Consider the following 20,967-nt stretch of genomic DNA (forward strand, 5'->3'; position numbering starts at 1 on the left):
AGATGGCGAGTCCGGCGGAGTTCGGTCATGGCGATGCAGTTGCTGCGAGGTGCTCTTGGCTTGCTGAAATGGGGGCTGTGCGCAGTCGGCGCCGTGGCGCTGCTGCTGACCGCCCTGATCGCGACGCCGCTGCAGCGGCCTGCGGAGATGCGCTCCGTCTCGGACTCCGCCAAGGGCATCGACTGGTCGACGCTGCCGCCGCTCGAGCGCTTCCAGGCCCGCGACGGCACCTGGCTCGGCTTCCGCCATTACGCGCCAAAGGGGACGGCGGCTGACCGCGGCGCCATCTTCATTCACGGCTCCTCGGGCTCCTCCGGCACCGTCAACCACGCCCTGACCCACGCGATCGCTTCGCGCGGCGTCGAGACCTGGGCGCTCGACATGCGCGGCCACGGCGCTTCCGGCACGCGGGGCGACATCGGCTATGTCGGCCAGCTCGAGGACGATCTCGTCGACTTCGTCGCCCATGTCCGCAAAAGCGCGCCGGATCTGCCGCTGACCCTGATCGGTCATTCCGCCGGCGCCGGCTTCTCGTTGCGCGTGGCCGCGACGCCGATCATGCAGGATCTGTTCGTCCGTACCGTCTTGATCGCGCCCTATCTCGGCTACGACGCGCCGACCAACAAGCCGCATTCCGGCGGCTGGGCCAATGCCGACGTTCCACGCCTCCTCGGCCTCGCCGCGCTGCGCAAGCTCGGCATCGACTGCTGCGCGCAGCTTCCGGTGCTCGCCTTTGCAGTACCGCCGAATTCCGAGCGGATTTTGACTCCGGCCTATTCCGATCGCCTGATGCGCAATTTCGCGACGCGCGGCTATCGCCTCGATTTGCAGGGCGTGACGCATCCGATGACGATCTTCGGCGGCGCCGAGGACGAGATGATGATTTCGGACAAATATGCCGAGACCGTGCAAGCGATCAAACCGTCAGTCGACGTCAAGGTGATCGACGGCATCAACCACATGGGCATGGTCACCAATCCGAAGGCGGTCTCCGCGATTGCGGAGGACGTGGCGACGCGCGGCGCAGCGGGGAGCTGACCATGCATCTGACAACCGCGGGCACGATTCATGTGGTGCTGGCGGCGCTGTGCCTCGTTGCCGGATTCATCCAGTTCATGCGCCCCAAGCGCGGCGCGGGCCATCGCGCGCGCGGCTACTTCTACGTCTATGCCATGCTGGTCTCGGACGCCGCGACCTTGCTGCTCTACCGCTTCACCGGTCATTTTAACGCATTCCACGTCGCTGCGATCGTGAACTTCATTCTGATCGTGCTGGCGATCGTGCCGCTGCTGCGCACGCCGCGGCCGTCGAACTGGCGAAGGACGCACTATTACTTCATCGCCTGGTCCTATGCGGCGCCGGTCTCGGCTGGACTCACCAACATCGCGGCGCGGCTATTGCCGGTCACGACGCGGGAGCAGGTTGGATTGATTGCCCTTGTCGCCTCACTCGTGACGATGACGATCGCCTCCATCCTGATCCGGAAGCATCAGCCGCCATCGGATGCGCCGACGCCGTCCGCCGGGCTGGTCGAGCAGAGCGGAGCGCCATCGTGATCGACAGCAAGCAGGCCTCGGACGCGCTGAACGACATCGAGGACACCGTCCGCCGCGTGCGGCAGTCGCAGATCTACCAGGTCTCCAGCCTGGTCCTGCTTATGTGGGGCGTGCTGGCGTTCGTCGGCAACATCGCGGGCTGGCTCTGGCCGCGCTACGGGCTCTATTCGTGGTTCGCGGTGTACGCGGTGTCGGCCGTAGGGCTGATCGTCATCGGCGCCTATCATCGCTCCAGGGACCGTATTCGCGTGTTCGACGGCCGCTATTTCCTGACGTTCGCGCTGATCGCCGCCTTCGGCATCTTCTGCTGCTATTTCGGCCATTTCACGCCGCGCCAGCAGACCGTGTTCTGGCCGATCTACATCATGCTGTTCTACATGATGGCAGGCGTGTGGTTCGGCACCGCCTTCCTCGTGATCGGCGCGATCATCATCGCGCTGACGCTGATCGGCTATTTCTACATTCCGGGCCTGTCGCTGTTGTTGTGGATGGCGGCCGTCAATGGCGGCGGGTTGACTCTCGGCGGCCTCTGGATGCGGCGGAGCTAGACTTGGCAGAGCTCGACGACATCATCCACCAGCCGCTGCGCCTGAAGATCATGGCCGCGCTCAACGCGCTGCCTGCGGAGGTCGGGCTGGAATTCGCCCGCCTAAAAAAGCTCACCGGCGCCACCGACGGTAATCTCGGCGCGCATATCGAGACCCTGGCCAAGGCCGGCTACGTCTCGGTCGACAAGGCCTTCGTCGGCAAGAAGCCGCAGACGACGGTGACGGCCACCGCAACCGGCCGTGGTGCCTTCGCGCGGCATGTGGCGACGCTGCAGGAGATCATCGCGGGGAAGCAGGGGTAGCCCCGTTGTCATGGCGGTGCGAATTGCTGTGCCCTCTCCCCTTGCGGGAGAGGGTCTCTCCGCTGGTCAACACAGGCCCACTTGGGTGAGGGGTTCTCTCGGCGAGTCCTGCCCCGTTTGAGTCTGCGATTAAAGATTACAGTGACAGCGCACCGTCGCCATTGGGGCTGACGCTGCGCAGGCGAGCCAGAAAGTCCTTGACGCAACGGAACACCATGGATTTCTTTCGCTCGGAAGACCAGGAATGGTCGATGGACGGAGCCGACCCGTGAGATTTTTTCTGAGAATTTTGCTCGTAACCGCTCTCGTGAACCTTGCCCCAGCCGTCGCCCAGGCGCCGAAGAAAGCACTCGCTTCTCCTGCCTTGCAGAAGGAATTCGATGGCTTCATCGAGAAGTTTCGCGCGGCGCTCAAGGCAAACGATTCCGCCGCCGTCGCCGGCATGACACGATTGCCGTTCATGAACGACAGCGCAATTCGCGACGCCGCGCAATTTCGCGCCAAGACCTATCCGACCTCGTTCACGGCGAAAAATCGCGCGTGCATCCAGCGCGGCAAGGCCGTCTACGATCGCGATCAAGAGAACAATGACAATTACTTCGTCTTCTGCGGCGAACTCATCTTCGTCTTTACCAAGACGCCGACGGGATTCCTTTTTACGGAGGTCGGCGCGAATGACTGATCCGGGACTCCGGTGACAGTCACCGTAATTCTGATCCTCGCACGCCTTACAGCGAGCAGCACCCGCCGCCTGCATCTCACTTCAACAAGGGATCGAGGAAGCGCATGTTCTGCCGTACGAAAACCGGACGCAGGTGAGAGCCATCGGAGAATTTGGGCTCTCCCGCCCCGAAGAATGGCGAGCAGGTTTCGCCGGCGCCGCAAATGTCAGGAAAAGGATCGAGTAGCGTCGCTCCAGTGTGCTCACCAACCGCGCGCAGTTTGGTGTCGGCGAAAGAATGAAGGACTCGTAGCTCCGCGATTGGCACTGCCTGCTCAGCGGCCGGAGCAATTTGAAAGCCGGTCAGCCTTCGCGCTACCATTTGGCCTGGATTGAAGCGCGGGTGACTAGGTACGCCTAGCACTAAGTAGACCTTGGCTCCCTCGCCCTGCAGCAACCGCACATGGTCTGCAAGATTGGCGTAGAATGCATCCGCGCCCTCCCTTGTGGTTAGCGGAAGCCGCTCACCCTCGCGTTCGATCAGCGTACCTTCGGCGCCGTAGCCTGACCAAAAAGCTCCAAGCACCACCGACTGAACCTTCTCGCGCCGGACCAACTCGATCAATTTGTCGGGCAAATTGCCGCAACTGGCAAACTTATCTTGCTGGATCACGCCCGGCACCGGCGGGCAGCGGGGACCAGTCACGAAGTAGGTGCTGGCCGTCAGTTGGCCTTCGTCAGCCAGTTCCTGCACCCGTGGGCCGTAGTGAAACAGCACGCTGTCACCGCTAAGCGCCACCTTACGCTCGCCGTGTCCCAAATGGGCCACGAAAGTCCAATCGTGGTTTGATACGGCCATGCCCTTCGTTGGCTTGAAGTCGGCATCGAGTTTCGCGTCGCCAATCTTCCGCACGTCGATACCGGGAAGCGGTGGGAAACGTTCTGGAAAACCACCCTGCGTCCAGACGATCAGCCCGCACGCACCGAGTGCGGCTACGGCGATGGCGACAAGCCAGGTGTTGCGATGGCGATGCGTACCAAACCGAACCGGGCACTCGATGAAGCGATAGGTCGCCCAAGCCAGCAGAAAACTGGCAACCAAAAGAGCCGTGGCCATCAGAGGCGTCGGCGGTTTACTCAGGCGAATGACGTACGCGTAAGAAATCAATGGCCAGTGCCAGATATAGAGCGGATAGCTTATCAGTCCCACGAAGACGAGGGCGCGGTTGGACAAGATTGTTCGGTTCACCGTCGCGTTTGGCCCGGCTAAAATTACCGCTACGGCCCCTGCCACCGGCAGCAGAGCGGGCCAGCCCGGAAAGCGTGTCTCCGGCGTGAACAGTGCCACCGACGCCAACAGCGCGACGAAGCCAGCAAAGGAAATCGCGGACCGAACATTGGGGGCGAGGACAATTTGGCCGCGTGAAGCCAGACACGCCCCGGCCAAAAGCTCCCAGAAACGCGAGACGGGTAGGTAGAAGGCATCAGCGATGTTCGTGATGGACAGCGCGATGTTGGTCGCGAAGGACGCCAGCAACAACACGGCGAGCAGGCGCCCCATCTTCGCCTTCATGCGGAAGGCCATCCATAGCAATGCGGGCCAGAGGATATAGAACTGCTCCTCGATACCCAAGGACCATAGATGCAAGAGCGGCTTTAGGCTCGCAGCGCTGTCGAAATAGCCGCTTTCAGCCCACAGCGCGATGTTAGACAAGAAGCCCGCCCCGAAGAACACGTGCTTACCCAGGCGTGCCAGCTCGGACGGCATCAGGGAGACGAACCCGTAAGCCAACACCGCAGCCAGGCAAACAGTGAGTGCCGGGAAGATGCGCCGGATACGCCGCCCATAGAAGGCCGTGAACGAGAAACGGTGTTCGTTGATCTCAGTGAAAAGTATTTTCGAGATGAGAAAGCCCGAGATGACGAAGAAGATGTCCACGCCGACATAGCCGCCTCGGATCGCGTTCGGGTAAGCGTGATAGAGGACTACCGAAAGTACGGCAAAGGCCCGGAGCCCATCGATATCCGGGCGGTAGTTTTCGGTGACAGATGACCAAGGAGCGAGCTTCGTCATGCAGGCAGAAATTCCGACAAGTAAGTTGGCGCCACTGATCCGTTGGACTTAGGGCTTCTCTCAAAGTCAGAAACATTCCGAAATACTCGGAAACATATGAGGCCGCAAAGAGGCCGCTCCGCGGCTGAACGCAATCCGTCAGCACGCGGAGGACTTTGGGTTACCTGCGGACGCCCTCGTTTGAGAAACAGCTACGTAGTGCGAAACAACTTGTGCACCGCAACGTTTGTGGTTCCGCCGAAAGCCGGGGTAGCTTCCGGAGCGTCACCAACTGGTCTGCGTATGGCACGCCGAATGCCGGCTCGCGCCCAAGGCGCGCGGCCCGGAATGACGGGGAGTTTGGGCCGTTTCCCCTTGAGGCCCGCTCCGATTCGTGCGACCTCCGCCCCCAGCAAAACCCCTCATTTCGAGCCTTCGATGCACATTCTCCTGCTTGGTTCCGGCGGCCGCGAACATGCCCTGGCGTGGAAGATCGCAGCTTCCCCCCTGGTGACCAAATTCTGGTGCGCGCCCGGCAATGCCGGCATCGCGCGCGAGGCGGAGTGCGTGGCGCTCGACGTCGCCGACCATGCCGCCGTGATCGACTTCTGCAAGACAAACGCGGTCGAACTCGTCGTGGTCGGCCCGGAGACGCCGCTGGCCGCCGGCATCGTCGATGATCTCACCGCCGCCGGCATCAAGGCGTTCGGTCCGAACAGGATCCCCGCCCAGCTCGAAAGCTCGAAGGGCTTTACCAAGGCGCTCTGCACCGAATTCGGCATTCCGACCGGCGCCTACAAGCGCTTCACCAAGCCTGAGGATGCGCGCGACTACGTCATCAGCCAGGGCGCGCCGATCGTCGTGAAGGCCGACGGGCTCGCCGCCGGCAAGGGCGTCGTCGTCGCCAAGACGGTGCGCGAGGCCGAGGACGCCATCGCCATGATGTTCGAGGGCGCCTTTGGCGAGGCCGGCGCCGAAGTCGTCATCGAGGAGTTTCTGCCGGGCCGCGAGATCAGCTTCTTTGCGCTGTGCGACGGCGAGACCGCGATCCCGCTGGCCTCCGCGCAGGACCACAAGCGCGTGTTCGATCACGACGTCGGCCCGAACACCGGCGGCATGGGTGCCTATTCGCCGACGCCGCTGGTGACGCCGGCGATCCACGACGCGATCATGGCCAAGATCATCCTGCCGACGGTCGCCGGCATGAAGCAGCGCGGCACGCCGTTCCGCGGCATCCTCTACGCCGGCATCATGCTGACGACGCAGGGCCCAAAGCTGTTCGAGTTCAACGTCCGCTTCGGCGATCCCGAGTGCCAGGTGCTGATGCTGCGCATGATGTCGGACATCGTGCCGGCCTTCCTCGCCGCCTGCGACGGGCAGCTCAAGAATTTCGATCTGCGCTGGCATCCGGAATCCGCGCTCACCGTGGTGATGGCGGCGAAGGGCTATCCCGGCGACTACCAGAAAGGCACGCGCATCGAAGGGCTCGATGATGCCGCCAAGGTGGATACCGTCGAGATTTTCCATGCCGGAACGGTCGCGAAGGACGGCGCGATCCTCGCCAATGGCGGCCGCGTGCTCAACGTCTGCGCGCTCGGCAAGACCGTGACGGAGGCGCAGGCGCGCGCCTACCAGGCCGTCGACCGCATCAACTGGCCGGAGGGCTTCTGTCGCCGCGACATCGGCTGGCAGGCGGTGGAAGCGGAGAAGGCGAGGGGCTGACAGGGTGTTTGCCGGTCGGCGCGCAATTGCTGGCGGCGCCCGTCGGCACTCCAAAAATGTGCAGGCGGGGCTTGAACTTAGCTACTGTGCATGGGGTTGTTTTTCGACTTTTTTGTTGAGGGCCCTTCGCGACTGACCAGATAAGGATGCAGAAGATGTCCGATCTCGCCGACCTCTACCCCGGCTTCGCCTCCGAATGGATCAACACCTCCCTCGGCCGCATCTTCGCCCGCGTCGGCGGCAGCGGGCCGCCGCTGCTGCTGCTGCACGGCTTCTCCGAGACCAACGTGATGTGGCACCGCGTGGCGCCGCAATTGGCCGACAAGTTCACGCTGATCATCGCCGACCTGCCGGGCTATGGCTGGTCCGACATGCCCGAGAGCGATGCGCAGCACACCCCCTACAGCAAGCGCGCGATGGCGAAGGCCATGGTCGAGGCGATGGAGCAGCTCGGCCACGTCCACTTCGCGCTCGCCGGCCACGACCGCGGCGGCCGCGTGTCGTATCGCCTCGCGCTCGACCATCCCGGCCGGCTGTCGAAGCTCGCCGTGCTCGATATCCTGCCGACCTATAATTACTGGGAGCGGATGAACCGCGCCTATGCGCTGAAGATCTATCACTGGACCTTCCTCGCCCAGCCCGCGCCGCTGCCCGAGACGCTGATCTCGAGCAATGGCGAGTTCTTCCTGCGCTTCAAGATGGCGAGCCAGACCAAGTCGAAGACGCTGGACGCGATCGATAAGCGCGCGCTCGAGCACTACATCGCCCCGTTCCGCGATCCCGCCCGCGTGCATGCGATGTGCGAGGACTACCGCGCCGGCGCCTATTTCGACTACGATCTCGACAAGGCCGATTTCGAAGCCGGCAAGAAGATCACGGTGCCGATGCTGGCATTGTGGGGCAATGCCGGCATCGCCCAGGCCGCCGCAACGCCGCTCGATACGTGGAAGCAATGGGCGACCAATGTCGACGGCATGCCGGTGGATTCCGGGCACTTCCTCACGGAGGAGAACCCGGACGTGACCGCGAAGGCGCTGCGTGAGTTTTTCCTGGCGCCTTAGCGCCCTGCTGCACGCCAAACATTCGACCGTCATCGCCCGGCTTGACCGGGCGATCCAGTATTCCAGAGACGGCAGTGATTGAGCTGAGAGGCCGCGGCGTACTGGATGCCCCGGTCAAGCCGGGGCATGACAGCGGAGTGTGGAGCAATCAGCGCCGCTCCCGGAAGAACTCCCGCAGCAGCCGCGCGGCCTCGCTCTCGCCGACGCCGGAATAGACATCCGGCGCGTGGTGGCAGGTCGGCGAGGCAAAGAACCGCACGCCGGACTCGACCGCGCCGCCCTTGGGATCGGCCGCGCCGTAATAGAGCCGGCGGACCCTTGCAAAGGAGATCGCGCCCGCACACATGGTGCAGGGCTCCAGCGTCACGTAGAGGTCGCAGTCGACCAAACGCTCGCTGCCGATCTTCCTGGCGGCCTCGCGCAGGGCGACGATCTCGGCATGGGCGGTGGGGTCGTGGTCCGTCAGCGTCCGGTTACCGGCGGTGGCGATGACCTCGTAATCCCGGACCACCACGCATCCGATCGGAACTTCGCCCGCCTTTCCGGCATTTTCGGCCGTCAGAAGCGCCAAATCCATGAAAGAGGGGGCTTTCAAGCCTCGTATCATCCGAAGAAACCTGCTAGTAGCTCCGCCTTCAGCAAGAGTGAATACCCGGTTTTGCCTGAGCATGCGGCTCGGAACGAGCGCGCGCATAGCTCCCGCGCCGCCCCCTTAAGTGAGATTATTCATGCCTCGCGACAGCGACAAAGACAACGATTCCCGCGGCCGGCGAGGCCCCCCCAAGGGACCATCGAAGGGCGGCCGCTCCGGCAAGCCGCGCGGTCCCGACAAGAAATTCGCCAAGCGCGGTTTTGAAGGCAAAGGCGACCGCGACAGCCGCCCGCCCCGCGGCGACCGCGATAGCCGCCCGTTCCGCCGCCGCGAGGAGGGCGATGCCCCGCGCCGCGATTTTTCCGACCGTCCCCGCTTCAAGCGCGACGAGCGTGGCGGCGAGAGCCGCGGCGAGCGCAGCTTCAAGCCGCGTGGCGACCGGCCGTTCTCCGATCGCGGATCGCGCGACGGCGAGAAGCGGCCGTTCAAGCCGCGCGGTGAGCGCCCCTCCTATGGCCGCGACGACCGTCCGCCGCGCAGCCGGGATCGCGACGATTCCCGTCCGGCCGGCCGCTCCGGCGAGCGGAAGTTCGGCGACAAGCGGCCCTATGCGCCGCGCGGCGATCGTCCGGAACGCAAGTTCGACGGCGAGCGGAAGTTTTCGCGTGGTGGTGACCGTGGGCCGCGCGAGGATCGTGGCGAACGCAGCTTCAAGCCGCGCGGAGACCGCCCGAATTTCGATCGCGGTGATCGCGCGCCCCGCGGCGAGCGCCCCGAACGCAAATTCGAGGACCGGAAATTTTCGCGTGGCGCACCGGATCGCGGGCCGCGCAAGGATTTTGGTGGTCGCGATCGCGGCGAGGACAAGCCCTGGCAAAAGCGCGACGATCGTCGCGACGGCGGCCGCGGTGAGGATCGTCCGCGCTTCTCGCGCTCGCGCGACGACCGTGCGTCCGGCGATCGTCCGTTCCGTGACCGCCCGAAATTCGATCGTCCGCGCGAGCGCTCTGAAGGGCGCTCGGACTGGCACGAGCATCCGCGCAGCGAAGGTCGCTTCGGCGACCGCCCGCGCCGCGACAACGAGGACGAGAGCAGGATCTTCGAGAAGCGCCCCGCCTTTGGCGGCCGCGGCGCCTATCGTGACCGCGATCGGGATTTCGAGGGCCGGCCGCGCCGCGACGAGGCTCCGAAGCCGAAGAAGACCGGCGAGCGCATCGCCAAGGCGCTGGCGCGCGCGGGGCTGGCCTCGCGCCGCGACGCCGAGGAGATGGTCACGGAGGGCCGCGTCACCGTCAACGGCCGCGTCATCAACTCGCCGGCGCTCGACATCACCAAGAACGACGTCGTCCTGGTCGACGGCAAGCCGTTGCCGGAGCGCGAGCGCACGCGGCTGTTCCTCTACCACAAACCGCGCGGGCTGATGACGACGCATGACGACCCCGAGGGTCGTCCGACCGTGTTCGACAATCTGCCCGAAGGCCTGCCGCGCCTGATCTCGGTTGGCCGGCTCGACTTCAACACCGAAGGCCTGTTGCTGCTCACCAATGACGGCGGCCTTGCGCGCACGCTCGAACTGCCCGACACCGGCTGGCTGCGCCGCTACCGCGTCCGCGCCCATGGCGAGGTCACCCAGGCGCAACTCGACGAGCTCAAGAACGGCATCGAGATCGAGGGCGTCAAATACGGTCCGATCGAGGCGTCGCTGGAGCGCGACCAGGGCGCCAATGTCTGGCTGGTGTTCGCGATCCGCGAGGGCAAGAACCGCGAGGTGCGCAACGTCTGCGCCCATCTCGGGCTCGAGGTGAACCGGCTGATCCGCGTCTCCTACGGTCCGTTCCAGCTCGGCGAGATTCCCGAAGGCCAGGTCGACGAGATCCGCTCGCGCGTGCTGCGCGAACAGCTCGGCGACAAGGTGATCGAGAAGTCGGGCGCCGAGTTCGACGTGCCCTCGAAGGCTTCGCGCGTCGACGACGCGCCGAGCGAAAAGAAGCCCGCCAGCAAGCGTGGGGTGATCAACGACCGCAAGGGCCGCCGCGTGCTGGTGCAGCGTACCGGCAGCGAGGAGGCGCGCGAGCGCAACGAGATGGAGGCGAGCGGCTATGGCCCGCCGCGCCGTCCCAAGCGCGGCTATCACGGCAAGCGCGATCTGACGCCGCGGGAGGACTAGCTTGCGCGTCGTCGGCGGCAGGTTGAAGGGGCGCAATCTCGCCTCACCGTCCTCGCGCGACATCCGCCCCACGGCGGACCGTCTGCGCGAGTCCGTGTTCAACATCCTCGTGCACGCTTACGATGATCCGATCGAGGATGAGCGCGTGCTCGATCTCTTCGCCGGCACCGGCGCGCTCGGCATCGAGGCATCGTCGCGCGGCGCGAAATTCGTGCTGTTCGTCGACAACGGCGCGGAAGCGCGGGCGCTGCTTCGCAACAATGTGGAGTCGCTCGGCCTCGGCGGCGTCACAAAGGTCTATCGCCGCGATGCGACCGACCTCGGCCCCGCGCATCCGGTCGAGCCGTTCTCGCTGGTGTTCCTCGATCCGCCCTACGGCAAGGGCTTTGCGGAAAAGGCGCTGGCGTCCTTGCGCGATGGCGGCTGGCTGACGCCGGGCGCGCTGCTGGTGGTGGAAGAGGCGAAGGCCGCGCAGTTCGTGACGCCGGAAGGATACGAAGAGCTGGAGCGGCGGGCTTATGACGACACGGAGTTCGTGTTTTTGAAGAGCACGGCTCCGTAGGGCGGATTAGCGAAGCGTAATCCGCCATCGGCTCGTTCCGCGGACGCAAAAGCGGCGGGTTACGCTTCGCTAACCCGCCCTACGAACTCACCTCCGCCCGAACAGCTTCTCCACGTCGCTCAGCTTCAGCTCGACATAGGTCGGCCGGCCGTGATTGCACTGGCCGGAGTTCGGCGTCTCCTCCATCTCGCGGAGCAGGGCGTTCATCTCCTCCGGCCGCAGCCTGCGGCCGGCGCGCACCGAGCCGTGGCAGGCCATGGTGGCGGCGACATGCATCAGGCGGCGCTCCAGCGGCAGCGCCTCGTCCCATTCGGCCATGTGCTCGGAGAGATCGCGCAAGAGCCCGCCCGCATTTGTCTTGCCGAGCAGCGATGGCGTTTCGCGCACCGCGACCGCGCCGGGGCCGAAGGATTCGATGGCGAGACCAAACGAGGCCAGTTCCTCGCTGCGCTCCAGCAGGCGCTCCACCGTCGCCTCGTCCATCTCGACGATCTCCGGGATCAGGAGGATCTGCCGCTGCACGCCGTTCTCGGCGAGTGACGCCTTCAGCCGCTCATAGACGATGCGCTCATGCGCGGCGTGCTGGTCGACGATGATCAGGCCGTCACGGGTCTGCGAGACGATATAGGTCTCGTGGATCTGCGTGCGCGCCGCGCCGAGCGGGCGGTCGACGAGGTCGGCGACCGGCTGCGTTTCGAACCTGATGTCCGCGCTGGGCGCGCCGACGTCGAAGGCCGCCTGCGCGCGCTCGGCGAAAGCGGGCGCGGCCGAGCCTTCGAATGACGGCATCGGCGCGACCGGAGCCGACGGCGAGGCCCGCCAGTCCCAGCTTGCCGGACGCGGCGGCGTGAAGGCCGGCCGGAACGACGACAATGCGCTCTCGCCGCTGTTGGCGGCAGTGCGGCGGCCCTCGCGCGCGAGGCCCTCCTTCAATCCGTGCACGATCAGCGCGCGGACGAGGCCGGCATTGCGGAAGCGTACCTCGGTCTTGGCCGGATGCACGTTGGCGTCGACCTCGCGCGGATCGAGCGTGACAAACAGCGCCAGCACCGGATGACGGTCGCGCGGCAGATAGTCGGCATAGGCGCCGCGCACCGCGCCGAGGATCAGCTTGTCGCGGACCGGACGGCCGTTGACGAAGAGATATTGCCCGAGCGCGTTGGCCTTGGTCAGCGCGGGGGCCGCGGCATAGCCGGAGACAACGACGCCCTCGCGCTCGGCATGGACCTCGAAAGCATGGCTGCGGAACTCCGCGCCCAGGATATCGCCGAGCCGGGTCAGGCGGCCGGCCGCGCCGGGCAGCGCGGCGGCCCAGGTCACCGGTGCGCGCTCCTCGCCGGCGAGCGTGAAGGCGACGTCGGGCCGCGCCATGGCGAGGCGGCGCACCACCTCGCGGATCGCTTCCGCCTCGGTACGGTCGGTCTTCAGAAATTTCAGTCGCGCCGGCGTCGCGTAGAAGAGATCGTTGACCTCGACGCGGGTGCCGTGGGCCAGCGCCGCCGGCATGATCTCGGACTTCTCGCCGCCCTCGACATTGAGCGCCCAGGCGTGCGGCTCGCTCGCGTGCCGGGTGGTAATGGACAGGCGCGCGACCGAGCCGATCGAGGGCAGCGCCTCGCCGCGGAACCCGAGGGTGCGGATCTGGAGCAGATCCTCGTCGTCGAGTTTTGACGTCGCATGGCGTTCGACCGCAAGCGCGAGGTCTTTTGCGGTCATGCCGCTGCCGTCGTCGGTGATGCCGATCCGCCGCCGGCCGCCGCCGTCGGTGAAGACGTCGATCCGGCTCGCGCCGGCATCGATGGCGTTCTCGACGAGTTCCTTGACCACGCTCGCCGGACGCTCGACCACCTCGCCGGCGGCGATGCGGTTGACGACCTGTTCTGGCAATTGGCGGACGGGCATGAGGCCTTCGATCTGGATTCGCTGGTAGCGCTATTCTAGGCCGTGTTGCGTCAAATGCATGTGTTGGGCAACAGCGACGTGGCGGCCTGGGGAAGAGGGCTGCCTATCACATTGAAGATATTGGACGTTCGAGAAAATCGCAGAGGCCGGATGGAGCCGTCGTCCTGATTGTGGGGGGCCGGACAGAAGTGTAGCATCGTGAAAAAATGGCAACAGGACGGGAGGACGCCATGTGCCATCTCTTCGCGCACCAGCCCCAACGTGACTATGAATCCCAGACCCGCTCTTTAAGGATCGGCGGGCACTGTACCTCGATCCGGCTCGAGATGGCGTTCTGGGACACGCTGGAGGAGATGGCGGCCAGGGAGAGCATGAGCCTCGGCAAGTTCCTGACCACGCTCTACACCGAGGTGCTCGACCATCACGGCGAGGTCAACAATTTCGCCTCGCTGCTGCGCTGCTCGTGTCTGATCTATCGCTCGAGGAGCATGGTGGCTGTGCCGGAGTTCAAGGCGACGCTGGCGCCGATTCTCGATGCGGCGGAATAGCCGTCCCAACAAAAGTGCGTAGCCCGGATGCAGCGCAGCGCAATCCGGGACTCGGGCCACAAGCGATAGCGGCCCCGGATTACGCTTCGCTCCATCCGGGCTACGAGGCTCCTTGGAGGCTACGGGACCGCCTCCACATCGTCATTGCGAGGAGCTCTTGCGACGAAGCAATCCAGGGTCTTTCCGCAGAGACATTTCTGGATTGCTTCCGCCTTCGCCAAAGGCTTCGGCGGACAAGTCGCTCCGCTCGCAATGACGGGGAGAGAGCAGGCCTCAAATCTCCTTCTTCTGCATCGCACCCGCGATGTAATCCGCCTGCCGGATCGCGAGTGCGACGATGGTCAGCGTAGGGTTGCAGGCCGCGCCGCTGGTGAACTGGCTGCCGTCGGAGACGAACAGGTTCTTGACGTCGTGGCTCTGGCCGAACTTGTTGACCACGCCATCCCGCGGCTTCTCGCTCATCCGGTTGGTGCCGAGATTGTGCGTGCTCGGATAGGGCGGGGTCGGATAGGTCACGGTGGCGCCGACGGCGTCGTAGACCGCGGCGCCCTGCTTGTAGGCGTGGGCCCGCATCGCGACGTCGTTGGGATGATCGTCGAAATGCACGCTTGCGACCGCTTGCCCATGCTTGTCCTTCACGACCGGGTCGAGCGTGATGCGGTTGGTCTCCTGCGGCATGTCCTCGCCGACCAGCCACATGCCGGCCATGCGCGGATAGCCGTCGAGCGCCGCAGTGAATGGACGGCCCCAGGCGCCGGGATTGAGGAACGCCGCCATGAAGGGCAGGCCGATCGACAGCGTCTCCATTTCGTAGCCGCCGACGAAGCCGCGCTTCGGATTGTTGACCGACTCATCCCGGATGATGCCGGCCATGGTGGTGCCGCGATACATGTGCACCGATTTCTCGAACACGGCATAGACGCTGCCGGTCATGTGCCGCATGTAGTTGCGGCCGACCTGACCCGATGAATTGCCGAGCCCGTCGGGGAACATGCTCGAGGCGCTGTTGAGCAGCAGCCGCGGGCTTTCGATGGAGTTGCCGGCGACCGCGACGATGCGGGCCTTCTGGCGCTGCATCGCGCCGGTCTCGTCGGCGTAGACGACGCCGGTCACCTTGCCGCCGGCATCATGCTCGACCTTGACCACCATGCTGCCGGGCCGGACTTCGAGATTGCCGGTCGCTTCACCCTTGGGGATCTCGGTGTAGAGCGTCGACCATTTCGCACCGGACTTGCAGCCCTGGAAGCAGAAGCCGATCTGCTGGCAGGAGCCGCGTCCGTCGCGTGGCTGGCTGTTGATCGCCATGTTGCCGGTGTGCACGGTCTTGTAGCCGAGCTTCTTCGCGCCGGCTTCCAGCACCTTGAAATTATTGTTGCCGGGAAGACCGGGAATGCCGTTGGTGCGGGTCACGCCCATCTTGTTCTCTGCCTTGGCGTACCACGGCTCCATCTCCGCAAGCGTCACCGGCCAGTCCAGCAGGTTCGCGCCGGGAATGTTGCCGTAGGTGCTCTTCACCTTGAACTCGTGCTCGTCGAAGCGCAGTGACGCGCCGGCCCAATGTGTCGTCGAGCCGCCGACCGCCTTGACGATCCAGGCGGGCAGGCCCGAAAAATCCTTGGCGACGCGCCATGTGCCCGACGTGGTGCGCGCGTCGGTCCAGGCGAGCTGCGAAAAACTCTCCCACTCGTCATTGACGAAGTCCTGGTTCTCGATGCGGGGGCCGGCTTCAAGGATCACCACCTTGACGCCCTTCTGCGCGAGCTCGTTGCCCAGCGTTCCGCCGCCGGCACCGGAGCCGACGATCACCACAACGCCAGAATCGTTCAGATCGAATTTTGCCATATGCGTTCTCCTGAACCTGGGTGCGACTTAGGCCTTCGGCAGCCAGTCGATGTCGGCGAAGCCGCGGTTGATGTAGCCGCCGTGCTCGGCGGAGGAGCCCTCGTAGCCGAACCGCGGCCAGACCTCTTTCTGGTTGTAGAGCGAGACGACGAGGTCGCCGCGCACCTTTTGAAAGAAGTCGCTCTGCTCTATCTCCTTTAGCAGCACGACGCGGTCGGCTTCCCATGGCACTTCGGCGTAGCCAACCTTGTGGCGATCGCGCGCGTTCTGGTCGAGCCGCGTGATGCCGTCGCTGATCAGCGACTTGACGGCCGGGTCCTTGGCCGCTTTGCCGTCCCAGGGCTTGATCGCGACGATGTAGTAACTGTCGCCGAGGACGTCGTGCGGATAGATGTCGCGCGCGACCTTCAGCAGCGTCTTCATCGTCGCCGGTGACAGTGTGCTGGCATCCTCGGCCCAGGCATCCTCGACGCTGACGGCGACGCTGGTCGCGACGGCGACGACCGGCACGGCGGTCGCCGCGCCCTTGAGAAAGACGCGGCGGCTGTGCTTGCTTCGACGATCGATTTCTCTCATGGCATTCCTCCTTGGATTTTTATGATTTGGATCTTTGTGATTGATCAGCCGAAACGTCCGCCCCGCTGGATCACCTCGATCTTGTAGCCGTCGGGATCGCTGACGAAGAAGAAGCGCGCCAACGTTTTTCCGTCATGCTTGAAGTCACGCAGCGGCCCAGGGGCGAGCTTCTCGCGCTCGAAGCGGGCGTGCTCGGCATCGAGATCCTCGACCACCACGGCGAGATGGCCGTAGCCGTCGCCGAGCGCGTACGGCTCCTTGCGATCGAAATTCACCGTCAGTTCGACCTCGAAAGGTGAGGAGGGATGACGCAGATAGATCAGGGCAAAGTCCGCGAATTTCAGGTGGTCGGCGACTTCGAGACCGAAGGCGCGCTTGTAGAAGTCGAGTGCACGAGCCTCGTCGAGCACGCGGATCATGGAATGAACGGGCTTTGCCATTCAGTTCTGCTCCTTCAAATAGGCGATGATGGCAGCGCGCGTCTCCGGCTTGGCCTGCCGGTAGACCATGGTCACGCCGGGAATGACGGCTTGCGGATTGGTCAGCCAGGCATCTAACCTGGTCTCGTCCCAGGCGAAGTCCGCCTTCGACAGCGCCTCCGAATATTTGAAGCCGTCGACCTTGCCGGCGGAGCGGCCGACGATCTTCACCAACGGCGGCCCTTGGCGCATCGGTTCCGACAGGCTCAACGTGTGGCACACCGCGCATTGCTGCTTGAACAGGGTCGTGCCATCCGGCGGCTTTGCGGCCGGCAAAGGCATTTGCGCATCGGCAACTCGCACCACCAGCACCATCGCGGTGCACAATCCCAGCACGATCGCGCGCATCGCCAAGAATCCGCCCATCCACATCAAATTGCGCAAAGACTAGGCGTCGGCAAAGATGCGGTGGTAGTAGCGGGCTATTTCGTCGCGCGCGGAGATGTTCGTCGGATGCGAAGCGCCGCCTTATATGCGGAGCACAATTCCGCGAAACCGCCGTCAAATCCCTAAACGTTCACCACACCATGCGCATTGCATGACGGTCGCGCCGCTTGAAATGTCTACGCGATGCAATGGTCCGGTGCAGACGAGCGGCGCAGCGAGCCGCCGTGCCATTCATCGCGAAAAAATCCAGGAGAAATGGATGAAGTTGGTGAAGACCTCGATGATCGCATGCGCTCTGTCGGCTCTCATTGCGACGCCCGTTCTCGCGCAAGGCGCGCCGCCCACCGCCAAGCCAGGCGGCACCGTGCAAAGCAAGCCCATGCAAGGCGGCACGATGGGCAGTGGCGATGAGGAGATGAATGCGCAGCCGGGCGCGGCGGGCGAGAAGACCGGCATGAAGTCCACCAAGGGCACCCGCGGTACGGTCGGGACCACGGGCAGTGCCGCGCATAAGGGAACGGCGGACGACACCGCGACGGGCGGCGCAGCCACGGGCAAACGCTACTAGCCTCACCAGATGACACGACAGAACTCCGGTCGCCCCCGTGGCCGGAGTTCTTGCTGCGCCGCTAGTCGTCGAAGCGGCCGCCGCGCCCGGCCTTGACGTCGCCGCGGCGCTTCTTGCCGTCGAGCCGGCGCTGCTTGGAGGCGTAGGTCGGCCGCGTCGCGCGGCGCGGCGTCGGCCGGACCATCGCATCGGTCAGGATATCGACGAGCCGGTCGATGGCATCCTGGCGATTACGCTCCTGGGTGCGGAAGCGCTGGGCGTGGATCACGATCACGCCGTCCTTGGTCATGCGCTGGCCGGCGATGCGGGCGAGCCGGATCGCTGCGTCCTCCGGGATGGTCAGCTTGCGCGTGTCGAAGCGCAACTGGGCCGAGGTCGAGACCTTGTTGACGTTCTGCCCGCCCGGGCCGGAGGCGCGGACAAAGCCGATCTCGATGTCGTCCTCGTCGATGACGAGATCGCGGGATATCCGCAGCATGATGGCACCATTGGTGATATCAGGACATATCGCGGAACATCCATGTTCGGCAATGGTGCATGGCGGAAACGAAAATGGCCGGGGCGAGCCCGGCCATTTCAGCAAACGTCAGTAGAGATCAGTTCGACTTCGTCGCCGGAGCCGCGGCCGGCTGTGCGGCGGCCTGCGGGGCGCGGCCGACGACGACGGTCAGGAGACCCTGGCCCCAGAGGCGCTTCGCGGCGGCCCTGGCGTCGTCGATGGTCACGGCATCGACGATGGCGTTGCGCTTCTCGATATAGTCGATCGGCAGCTTGTCCTGCTGGTATTGCAGCAGCGCCTGCGCGAGCTTCGAGGATGTATCCAGCGCCAGCATCTGCGAGCCCTTGAGGTAGGACTTGGCCTCGTCGAGCTCCTTCTGCGTCGGGCCCTCCTCGGCGATGCGGCGGACCTCCTTGTCGATGGCGTCGATGGTGTCGCCGGCACGGTCGGCGCGGGTGCCGGTATTGCCGATGAAGATCGCCGAATGCTCCATCCAGAGCAGGGATTCGAACACCGAATAGGCGAGCCCGCGCTTCTCGCGGACCTCGCGATAGAGCCGGGAGGACAATCCGCCGCCGCCCAGGATGTGGTTGACGACATAGGCTGCCATGAAGGTGGGATCGTTCCGCTTCACGCCCGGACCGCCGAAGGTGATGACGGTCTGCGGCACGTCGAGCGGCACGAAGGCGCGCTGCGGCGGCTTTGCAGCCTCGATGTCAGGCACCGGCGTCAGATTGGCCTTTGCGGGCAGGCTGCCGAAGGTGTGGTCGAGCAGCTTGCCGAGGGTGTCCGGATCGACGTCACCGACCACCGCGATCTTCAGCCCGTCCTTGGCGAGCACGCGGCCGACATAGTCCTTCATGTCGGCGACCGTGACGGTCGGTACGCTGTCGAGATTGCCGTTGGTCTGCCGCCCGTAGGGATGATCGCCGAACGCGACCTCGAGGAACTTGCGGCTCGCCAGCGACGACGGATTGGTGGTCTCGCGGCGCAGGCCGGAGATCACCTGCGAGCGGATGCGCTCAACGTCGGCGGTGTCGAAATGCGGCGAAGTCAGCGCGCTCCGGAGCAGGTCGAAGGCCTCCTCCTTGTTGTCGCGCAGCATGCGCAGGCTGCCGCGGAAGGTGTCGCGGGTGGCACTGAAGGACAGCTCGATGGCGCGGCGGTCGAGCCGCTCGTGGAAGGTCTTGGAGTCCATGTCGCCGGAGCCCTCGTCGAGCAGGTCGCCGACGAGATTGGCGACGCCCGACTTGTCCTTGGGGTCCTGCGCCGAGCCGCCGGCAAAGGAATATTCCATGGCGATCAGCGGCACGGTCGCATCCTGCACGAACCAGGCCTCGATGCCGCCGGGGGATACCAGGCGCTGGATCTTTGCCGCGGCCTGCGACGGCGAGACCGTCGCGAGCGCAAGCGCGGCGCCGGTGGCGAGCGAGAAGGCAATGCGTCGAAGGAAAGGATAGGTCACGAACGCTTCTCCTCGCGCTTGGCGGCACTGGTGTCCTTGATCAGATAGCCCGTCACCGAGCGCTTCTTTTCGAGCCATTTCTGCGCGACGGCGCGGACCTGCTCGGCGGTGACCGCGCGGATGCGGTCGGGCCAGCTTCGGATGTCCTCGATCGACAGGCCCGTGGTCAGCGCGCCGCCATACCAGCGCGCCAGCACCGCCTGGTTGTCCTGGGCGTAGATCGCTTCGGCGATGAGCTGGGTCTTCACGCGCTCCAGATCCTCGGCACGGATCGGGTTCTGCGCGATGTCGGCGATGACGCCGTCGATCACCTGCTCGACCTCGGTGAAGCTGACGCCCGGCTTCGGCGAGGCCGAGACCGCGAACTGGGTCGGGTCGAGCGAGATGCTCGAATAGCTGGCGCTGGCGGAGACCGCGAGCGGCTTGTCGACGACGAGGGCGCGGTAGAGATAGGAGTTGCTGCCGCTGCCCATCAGCTGCGCCAGCACGTCGAGGGCTGCGCTTTCACCGGCCGCGGCCGTCGTGGCGGAGGGCACGAGATAATAGCGGCGCAGGCCCGGCTGCTCGACGCGCGGGTCGGCCAGCGTGACGGTGCGCGGTGCGGCCGGCTCCGGCTCCTGCGGACGGATGCGGGCTGCCGGGATCGCGGGCTGGGCCGGGATCGCGCCGAAATTGCGCTCCACCAGCGGGCGTATGTCGGCGGCCTCGACGTCGCCGGCGATCACCAGGATCGCGTTGTTCGGCGCGTAGAAGCGGCGGTAGAAGGCGAGCGCGTCCTCGCGGTCGAGCTTCTCGATCTCCTGGTGCCAGCCGATCACCGGCCGGCCGTAGGGATGGTTGAGATAGAGCGCGGCCATGATCTGCTCGTTGAGCCGCGCGTCCGGATTGTTGGCGACGCGCATGTTGTATTCTTCGAGCACCACGTCGCGCTCGGGCAGCACGTTCTCGTCCTTGAGGATCAGGCCGGTCATGCGATCGGCCTCGAATTCCATCATGGTCGGCAGCTGCTCTTTCGGCACGCGCTGGTAGTAGTTGGTGTAGTCGACCGAGGTCGAGGCGTTCTCGTTGCCGCCGACGCGGAGCACTGTCTGGGAGAATTCGCCGACCGGATGCTTCGAGGTGCCCTTGAACATCAGGTGCTCGAGGAAGTGCGCGAGCCCCGATTTGCCCGGTGTCTCGTCGGCCGAGCCGACCTTGTACCAGATCATTTCGGTGACGACGGGCGTGCGGTGATCCGGGATCACCACGACCTGCATGCCGTTGCCAAGCGTGAAGCTGGCGGGCGGCGCCGATGTCACCGTGGTCTGGGCGAGGGCGGCGCCTGCGGAGAGGACGCTCGTCGAAAGCAGTGCGGCCAGGAGGCAGGCCGCCGATCGGTAAGAGGACATCGTCATCCTTATGAAAGGCCGAGCCCGGATGTCCGGCTCGGAGGGCACGGCATGCTACACCGCGCGGCTGAGGCTTCGCGTCACGAAGC

General features: G+C 65.1%; 21 protein-coding genes. 11 read left to right on the plus strand and 10 right to left on the minus strand.

Features of this window, described 5'->3' with window-relative positions; translation table 11 throughout:
- Positions 1 to 27: 27 nt before the first annotated feature.
- The 5 genes from VGR99_RS06965 to VGR99_RS06985 all read left to right on the plus strand — a co-directional run bounded on the left by VGR99_RS06965 (position 28) and on the right by VGR99_RS06985 (position 3,088).
- Positions 28 to 1,038 carry an alpha/beta hydrolase gene (locus VGR99_RS06965; RefSeq protein WP_326897584.1) on the plus strand — a complete coding sequence of 337 codons (1,011 nt, stop codon included), beginning with the start codon at positions 28 to 30 and terminating at the stop codon, positions 1,036 to 1,038.
- Between the two features lie 2 nt (positions 1,039 to 1,040).
- The gene (locus tag VGR99_RS06970) at positions 1,041 to 1,556 is read left to right on the plus strand and encodes a DUF2306 domain-containing protein (RefSeq protein ID WP_326897585.1); all 516 of its coding nucleotides are present in this window, start codon (positions 1,041 to 1,043) and stop codon (positions 1,554 to 1,556) included.
- Positions 1,553 to 2,104, plus strand: coding sequence for a hypothetical protein (locus VGR99_RS06975; RefSeq protein ID WP_326897586.1), 552 nt, complete (start codon positions 1,553 to 1,555; stop codon positions 2,102 to 2,104). Before VGR99_RS06970 ends, VGR99_RS06975 begins: the two co-directional genes overlap by 4 nt.
- A gap of 2 nt (positions 2,105 to 2,106) precedes the next feature.
- Positions 2,107 to 2,406: a transcriptional regulator gene (locus tag VGR99_RS06980; protein WP_326897587.1), complete on the plus strand. Its 300-nt coding sequence runs from the start codon at positions 2,107 to 2,109 to the stop codon at positions 2,404 to 2,406.
- Between the two features lie 244 nt (positions 2,407 to 2,650).
- Complete coding sequence (locus VGR99_RS06985) at positions 2,651 to 3,088, plus strand: hypothetical protein (RefSeq protein ID WP_326897588.1); 438 nt, start codon at positions 2,651 to 2,653, stop codon at positions 3,086 to 3,088.
- A gap of 76 nt (positions 3,089 to 3,164) precedes the next feature.
- Here VGR99_RS06985 and VGR99_RS06990 read toward each other — a convergent pair whose 3' ends face one another.
- Positions 3,165 to 5,141 carry an acyltransferase family protein gene (locus VGR99_RS06990; protein ID WP_326897589.1) on the minus strand — a complete coding sequence of 659 codons (1,977 nt, stop codon included), beginning with the start codon at positions 5,139 to 5,141 and terminating at the stop codon, positions 3,165 to 3,167.
- Between the two features lie 417 nt (positions 5,142 to 5,558).
- Here VGR99_RS06990 and purD point away from each other — a divergent pair, with 417 nt between their 5' ends.
- Together purD and VGR99_RS07000 are read left to right on the plus strand one after the other, a co-directional pair.
- Positions 5,559 to 6,842, plus strand: coding sequence for a phosphoribosylamine--glycine ligase (purD, locus tag VGR99_RS06995; RefSeq protein WP_326897590.1), 1,284 nt, complete (start codon positions 5,559 to 5,561; stop codon positions 6,840 to 6,842).
- A gap of 155 nt (positions 6,843 to 6,997) precedes the next feature.
- Entirely contained in the window at positions 6,998 to 7,903 is a 906-nt protein-coding gene (locus tag VGR99_RS07000) for an alpha/beta hydrolase (protein WP_326897591.1), read from the plus strand.
- Positions 7,904 to 8,051: 148 nt separating this feature from the next.
- Here the strand turns inward: VGR99_RS07000 and VGR99_RS07005 are convergent, their stop codons facing one another.
- Positions 8,052 to 8,510, minus strand: coding sequence for a nucleoside deaminase (locus VGR99_RS07005; protein ID WP_326897592.1), 459 nt, complete (start codon positions 8,508 to 8,510; stop codon positions 8,052 to 8,054).
- A gap of 121 nt (positions 8,511 to 8,631) precedes the next feature.
- Between VGR99_RS07005 and VGR99_RS07010 the strand changes: the two genes are divergently transcribed.
- Entirely contained in the window at positions 8,632 to 10,662 is a 2,031-nt protein-coding gene (locus VGR99_RS07010) for a pseudouridine synthase (RefSeq protein WP_326897593.1), read from the plus strand.
- A gap of 1 nt (position 10,663) precedes the next feature.
- The gene (gene rsmD / locus VGR99_RS07015; RefSeq protein WP_326897594.1) at positions 10,664 to 11,224 is read left to right on the plus strand and encodes a 16S rRNA (guanine(966)-N(2))-methyltransferase RsmD; all 561 of its coding nucleotides are present in this window, start codon (positions 10,664 to 10,666) and stop codon (positions 11,222 to 11,224) included.
- A gap of 87 nt (positions 11,225 to 11,311) precedes the next feature.
- On the opposite strand, the gene mutL is transcribed toward rsmD, so the two are convergent.
- Positions 11,312 to 13,126: a DNA mismatch repair endonuclease MutL gene (mutL, locus tag VGR99_RS07020; protein WP_326897595.1), complete on the minus strand. Its 1,815-nt coding sequence runs from the start codon at positions 13,124 to 13,126 to the stop codon at positions 11,312 to 11,314.
- Positions 13,127 to 13,356: 230 nt separating this feature from the next.
- Between mutL and VGR99_RS07025 the strand changes: the two genes are divergently transcribed.
- Positions 13,357 to 13,674 (plus strand): ribbon-helix-helix domain-containing protein, encoded by a 318-nt coding sequence (locus VGR99_RS07025; RefSeq protein ID WP_326897596.1) that lies wholly within the window; start codon positions 13,357 to 13,359, stop codon positions 13,672 to 13,674.
- A gap of 273 nt (positions 13,675 to 13,947) precedes the next feature.
- Here the strand turns inward: VGR99_RS07025 and VGR99_RS07030 are convergent, their stop codons facing one another.
- Genes VGR99_RS07030 through VGR99_RS07045 form a run of 4 tightly spaced genes read right to left on the minus strand, consistent with a single transcriptional unit; the run spans position 13,948 to position 16,919 of the window.
- Positions 13,948 to 15,516, minus strand: a complete 1,569-nt coding sequence (locus VGR99_RS07030) for a GMC family oxidoreductase (RefSeq protein WP_326897597.1) — start codon at positions 15,514 to 15,516, stop codon at positions 13,948 to 13,950.
- Between the two features lie 27 nt (positions 15,517 to 15,543).
- Entirely contained in the window at positions 15,544 to 16,092 is a 549-nt protein-coding gene (locus VGR99_RS07035) for a gluconate 2-dehydrogenase subunit 3 family protein (RefSeq protein ID WP_326897598.1), read from the minus strand.
- 44 nt (positions 16,093 to 16,136) lie between these two features.
- Positions 16,137 to 16,532: a VOC family protein gene (locus VGR99_RS07040; RefSeq protein WP_326897599.1), complete on the minus strand. Its 396-nt coding sequence runs from the start codon at positions 16,530 to 16,532 to the stop codon at positions 16,137 to 16,139.
- Positions 16,533 to 16,919 carry a c-type cytochrome gene (locus VGR99_RS07045; protein ID WP_326897600.1) on the minus strand — a complete coding sequence of 129 codons (387 nt, stop codon included), beginning with the start codon at positions 16,917 to 16,919 and terminating at the stop codon, positions 16,533 to 16,535.
- Positions 16,920 to 17,109: 190 nt separating this feature from the next.
- Between VGR99_RS07045 and VGR99_RS07050 the strand changes: the two genes are divergently transcribed.
- A complete protein-coding gene (locus VGR99_RS07050) occupies positions 17,110 to 17,526 on the plus strand; it encodes a hypothetical protein (protein WP_326897601.1) in 417 nt (138 codons plus the stop codon).
- Positions 17,527 to 17,587: 61 nt separating this feature from the next.
- On the opposite strand, the gene arfB is transcribed toward VGR99_RS07050, so the two are convergent.
- The 3 genes from arfB to VGR99_RS07065 form a co-directional block, all read right to left on the minus strand.
- Positions 17,588 to 18,004, minus strand: a complete 417-nt coding sequence (gene arfB / locus VGR99_RS07055) for an alternative ribosome rescue aminoacyl-tRNA hydrolase ArfB (protein WP_326897602.1) — start codon at positions 18,002 to 18,004, stop codon at positions 17,588 to 17,590.
- 118 nt (positions 18,005 to 18,122) lie between these two features.
- Positions 18,123 to 19,490 carry a pitrilysin family protein gene (locus tag VGR99_RS07060; protein WP_326897603.1) on the minus strand — a complete coding sequence of 456 codons (1,368 nt, stop codon included), beginning with the start codon at positions 19,488 to 19,490 and terminating at the stop codon, positions 18,123 to 18,125.
- A complete protein-coding gene (locus tag VGR99_RS07065) occupies positions 19,487 to 20,878 on the minus strand; it encodes a pitrilysin family protein (protein ID WP_326897604.1) in 1,392 nt (463 codons plus the stop codon). Before VGR99_RS07065 ends, VGR99_RS07060 begins: the two co-directional genes overlap by 4 nt.
- Between the last annotated feature and the right edge of the window lie 89 nt (positions 20,879 to 20,967).

Source organism: Bradyrhizobium sp., from assembly GCF_035935975.1.
GTDB lineage: Bacteria > Pseudomonadota > Alphaproteobacteria > Rhizobiales > Xanthobacteraceae > Bradyrhizobium.